Consider the following 2,385-nt stretch of genomic DNA (forward strand, 5'->3'; position numbering starts at 1 on the left):
CGCTACTTCACCCGACTGAAGCCAGCGGACTTCCAAAATGCGAAGACCTCGCTGAAGGATGCATTGACCGTCGCTGAGCAGAAGGCGGGTGGCGGCAAAGCCTATGAGGCTGAGGTCGAGCGCGAGGGCTCGTCGGTGCAGTATAAGATCAAGGTGGCCGGCGCTGACAAGGATCAGACCGTCAAGGTGGGTCCGGACGGCAAGATCGTGGGTGATTGAGCCATATCATTCCCGCCTTCCCATTAACCTCTTGCAGGAAGGCTCCACGTCACAGCCTAAATCTCAGCAGGGGCTTTCTTGCCTTGGAAAGATGCGGAACATGTTCGCGCATCGATTGGACGCGAAGATATTCTCCCCGCTATTTCAATCGTGCTGGTGCGGCCTGATGGCAGAAGCCTGCGCTAGCCTCTCGTATGCGAGAGCCGCCTCCTTCGCGAGAGGATCTATCCGCTCGACGTATTCGCGTGCCCAGCTCAGCCAGCCCGCGACAGTGTGGTCTCCGAAAAGGGCCTCTGGCGAAAGTTGTGCTTCTTCCAGGCGCGAGAGAAACCGACGCACCTGCTCTGCCTCATCCGATTGCCTGCTCAAGTCCACGAGACAAGTCCAGCGGCGCTCATCGAGATGGCGTCGCTGTGCCTCGGCATGTCGCTCTCTCCGTCGCTCTTCGGCTCGGGCCTGAGCTTCCTGCTGTTCTTCTGGGGTCGGGCCCTTGCCATCTGTGCGCCTGACCAGAACGGACCGCAGCTCGCCGCGCTGTATGGGCAGCAGTGGTGGGCGCCCCACCATCCGTTTCTTTGCCTGCCTGGTCCAGTAGCCTTTAGGCGGCAAGGGCACCTTGAGGCGCTTGCACAACAACGCGATCTCGCGGGCTGACATTCCAAGCTCCTCGTCGATATGGGTAAGAGGATGCGCCCATACGCGCTCGTAGAACTCCTCGCGGTTTATCGTGACTGACGCGGCGACATGCCTGCTGCCTCCAGACCGCTTTTTGCGACGAAGCTTGCCACATGAAGCGCAAGCATGGCCATTTACGGCCATGCCCATCCGGCGCGAGCACCGCTTCTTCTATCCCATCGACTGGCCCAAGCTCTCGACCGTGATCCGGTTCCGCAGGGCAGGGAGCGGCGGACGGAATACTCGCGCGAGTTGACGTGAGTGAACGACGGACGGGTGATCGGCGGCTACCCGTAGCGTTCATCCGGGCCAAGCAGCTTGAATGCGCCTAGGTCAGTCGTGCTGCTCAGGAGGTTCCGCATCTGCGATTGATGTGCGCCCTGGTGTCCCACGATGAGCCTGCCGACGCTCCGCACGCCATTGGTTGGCTCGGCGCTGAAGCCGCTTGAGTTGCTGGGCGGCAATGGCCCGGTACTCCACCGTGCGGATCACGTTCAGCGACACGTCGGCAGCCGCAGCATCACTGCCGCCCACGGCCTGAGAGGCGGAGCCGAAAAGAACGACGGCCAAAATTAAGTGAGCGCGCGGCATAGCAGACCTCTGCGGCCTTCATTCCCGCAGTCTTTGGCATCAATGCGACGCTTGGCGCATCACCGATCCAAAGTAAGCCCAACTCGCAGACCGGAGGGGCTAGACGCCATCCTGTAACAGCGGGTTGGCGCATTTCCTTGGATCATCGCCCTCGTCGGGCTTGCCGCCGCACGAACAGCCGAGGACCATTGTCCTCAGTATCTGCTGGCGACATCAGCCGGCGGCCTAAGAAGCGCAGGGGGCAGGCTGGTGGGGGCAAGGTATGTCTGGGCAGCCATCGCGCTGGCTGCCGGCCTAAACGCGCAGGCGGCGAAAGCCCTTGATACCTCCGGGGACAACGCGATTGCGGCCCCGACCGAGAACATCCGCCGAAGCCCGGACAACGCCGTCTACCGCAACAACCGCGGCCTCGCCTATCTGCAGAAGGACGACTACGACCGCGCAATCGCGGACTTCAACGAGGCCATTCGCCTTTGGCCCATGAAGTCGGCTGCGGCCTTCAACAACCGCGCCATGGCCTTCAGCGGCAAAGGGCAGCACGACCGCGCCATCGCGGATTTCAACCGATCCATCCAGATCGATCCGCAGAATGCCTGGACCTACAACAGCCGCGGCACGGCGTTCAAAGCCAAGGGTGACGCCCGCCGAGCACTTGCGGATTACAGCGAGGCCATTCGCCTGAGCCCGAGGTACGTCATCGCCTACCAGAACCGTGCGGCGGTGCTCTTGAGCATGGGCGAGCGCAGCCGGGCGCTTGCCGATCTGACAAGAGGCCGCGCGCCTGCAGCCGGGGCTTCAGAACAGCCCATCCTTCCTCAAGGCACGGCAGGAGGTAGAGGCTGGGGCTTCCACCAATCCGTGATCGGAGGCGCGTCGGACAGCATCCTGTCTGCGCGGTCG

General features: G+C 62.5%; 3 protein-coding genes and 1 pseudogene. 3 read left to right on the top strand and 1 reads right to left on the bottom strand.

Translation table 11 applies throughout. The features are described from left to right. Positions 1–219: pseudogene (locus WDW90_RS36365) on the top strand (PepSY domain-containing protein); the annotation flags it as partial. Between the two features lie 144 nt (positions 220–363). Here the strand turns inward: WDW90_RS36365 and WDW90_RS36370 are convergent. Next, positions 364–876 (bottom strand): hypothetical protein, encoded by a 513-nt coding sequence (locus WDW90_RS36370; RefSeq protein ID WP_336492602.1) that lies wholly within the window; start codon positions 874–876, stop codon positions 364–366. Positions 877–1,287: 411 nt separating this feature from the next. On the opposite strand from WDW90_RS36370, the gene WDW90_RS36375 reads away from it, so the two are divergent. After that, entirely contained in the window at positions 1,288–1,470 is a 183-nt protein-coding gene (locus WDW90_RS36375; RefSeq protein ID WP_336492603.1) for a hypothetical protein, read from the top strand. A 264-nt stretch (positions 1,471–1,734) separates the two neighbouring features. Then, positions 1,735–2,385: tetratricopeptide repeat protein (locus WDW90_RS36380; protein ID WP_336492604.1), on the top strand; the 651-nt coding region annotated here is incomplete at its 3' end.

Origin of the sequence: Methylobacterium nigriterrae (assembly GCF_037106235.1) — a bacterium.
Classification (GTDB): domain Bacteria; phylum Pseudomonadota; class Alphaproteobacteria; order Rhizobiales; family Beijerinckiaceae; genus Methylobacterium; species Methylobacterium nigriterrae.

Bases quoted from the DNA above. Each gene is read 5' to 3' on its own strand.
- WDW90_RS36370 (WP_336492602.1), bottom strand. From the start codon at position 876: ATGTCAGCCCGCGAGATCGCGTTGTTGTGCAAGCGCCTCAAGGTGCCC.
- WDW90_RS36375 (WP_336492603.1), top strand. From the start codon at position 1,288: ATGAGCCTGCCGACGCTCCGCACGCCATTGGTTGGCTCGGCGCTGAAG.